At 53.5% G+C, this 2,549-nt stretch carries 1 rRNA gene; it reads right to left on the bottom strand.

What is annotated here, in order from left to right:
- Positions 1–20: 20 nt before the first annotated feature.
- Positions 21–2,549 (bottom strand): 23S ribosomal RNA (locus FX155_RS11335); the annotation flags it as partial.

Genomic DNA, 2,549 nt, shown 5'->3' with positions numbered 1-2,549 from the left:
TTTCATCTAACGGCCCGATTTAAGTCAAGCCCTCGACATATTAGTACAGGTCAGCTTAACATATTGCTACGCTTCCACACCCTGCCTATCAACCTGGTAATCTTCCAGGTGTCTTACCAGCTTACGCTGTGAGAGATCTCATCTTAAGGATGGTTTCACGCTTAGATGCTTTCAGCGTTTATCCGTTCCGGACGTAGCTACCCAACTGTACCCCTGGCGGGATAATTGGTACACCAGCGGTCCGTCCACTCCGGTCCTCTCGTACTAGGAGCAGCCCCCTTCAAATCTCTTGCGCCCGCGATGGATAGGGACCGAACTGTCTCACGACGTTCTGAACCCAGCTCACGTACCACTTTAATGGGCGAACAGCCCAGCCCTTGGGACCGACTTCAGCCCCAGGATGTGATGAGCCGACATCGAGGTGCCAAACCTCCCCGTCGATATGGACTCTTGGGAGAGATTAGCCTGTTATCCCCAGGGTAGCTTTTATCCGTTGAGCGATGGCCCTTCCACTTGGATGCCACCGGATCACTAAGCCCTACTTTCGTACCTGCTCGCCGTGTTTGGCTCGCAGTCAAGCTCCCTTCTGCCTTTACACTCCGCGCGCGGTTTCCGTCCGCGCTGAGGGAACCTTTGGGCGCCTCCGTTACTCTTTGGGAGGCGACCGCCCCAGTCAAACTGCCCGCCTAACACTGTCCCGGCGATCGTTACTCGCTCGGTTAGAATCCCGATAATTGAAGGGTGGTATCCCAACAGTGGCTCCGGCAATCCCAGAGGACTGCCATCCGTGCCTCCCACCTATCCTGTGCATCAAGTATCAGAACCCAATATTAGGTTACAGTAAAGCTCCATGGGGTCTTTCTGTCCAGTCGCGGGTAACCTGCATCTTCACAGGTATTTCAATTTCACCGGGTCCCTCGTTGAGACAGTGCCCAAATCGTTACACCTTTCGTGCGGGTCGGAACTTACCCGACAAGGAATTTCGCTACCTTAGGACCGTTATAGTTACGGCCGCCGTTCACTGGGGCTTCAGTCGAATGCTTTGGGTCGAACCCGGACATCCTTCTTTAACCTTCCAGCACTGGGCAGGTGTCAGCACCTATACTTCAGATTTCTCTTTCGCAGGCACCTGTGTTTCTGGTTAACAGTCGCTTGGGCCTCTTCTCTGCGACCACACCGGGCTCCGGGAGCAAGTCCCTTCACCTTTGTGGCTACCCTTATCCCGAAGTTACGGGTACATTTTGCCGAGTTCCTTAACGAGGGTTCTCCCGCGCACCTTAGGATTCTCTCCCCGCATACCTGTGTCGGTTTACGGTACGGGCGGCAGCTTTCTCACTAGAAGCTTTTCTCGGCAGCGTAGGCTCAATCCCTTCGGGAACAAGTTCCCTCCGCATCACGCCTCAGCCTCAGTTACCGGATTTGCCTGGTAACCAGCCTGCACGCTTGCACACGATCTACCAATCTCGTGCGGACCTGCCTTCCTGCGTCACTCCTTCGTTCAAACGATCACTGCCGGTACTGGAATATCAACCAGTTGTCCATCTCCTACGCTCTTTGCCTCGGATTAGGTCCCGACTTACCCTGAGACGACGATCGTTGCTCAGGAATCCTTATGCTTTCGGTGGAATGGATTCTCACCATTCTTTTCGCTACTCATGCCAACATTCTCACTTCCCACCAGTCCACCGTCCCTTACAGGACGACTTCAACCCGATGGGAACGCTCCTCTACCACGCATACTTACGTATGCATCCATAGCTTCGGTTCCATACTTTAGCCCCGGGAATCTTCGGCGCAGGGCCTCTCGACCAGTGAGCTATTACGCACTCTTTAAATGGTGGCTGCTTCTGAGCCAACATCCTGGTTGTTTATGAGACCCCACATCCTTTTCCACTTAGTATGGCATTGGGGACCTTAGCTGATGGTCTGGGCTGTTTCCCTTTTGACAACGGGACTTATCTCTCGTAGTCTGACTCCCAGGCTCTGCAGCATAACCATTCGTAGTTTGACAGGGTTCGGTAACCATTACAGTCCCTATCCCGATCAGTGCTCTACCGCCTATGCTTACTGCCTGAGGCTAGCCCTAAAGCTATTTCGAGGAGAACCAGCTATCTCTGCGTTCGATTGGAATTTCACCGCTACCCACGATTCATCCGAAAGTTTTTCAACACTCACCGGTTCGGTCCTCCACACGATTTTACCCGTGCTTCAACCTGATCATGGGTAGATCACTACAGTTTCGGGTCTACGAACACCAACTATCCGCCCTTTTCAGACTCGGTTTCCCTACGGCTCCGCATTTCCTGCTTAACCTCGCTGGTGCCCGTAACTCGTTGGCTCATTCTTCAATAGGCACGCCGTCGCTTGCGCTCCGACTGCTTGTAGACATACGGTTTCAGGTTCTCTTTCACTCCGCTCCCGCGGTTCTTTTCACCTTTCCCTCACGGTACTATGCGCTATCGGTCACTAAGAAGTGTTTAGCCTTGGAGGGTGGTCCCCCCGACTTCCCGCAAAATTCCTCGTGCTTCGCGGTACTCTGGATACTGGCC

Origin of the sequence: Acidaminococcus fermentans (assembly GCF_009696675.1) — a bacterium.
In the GTDB taxonomy this organism is placed as follows: Bacteria; Bacillota; Negativicutes; order Acidaminococcales; family Acidaminococcaceae; genus Acidaminococcus.
Note: the sequence above shows the minus strand (reverse complement) of the source record. Positions and strands in the feature narration are given on the sequence as shown.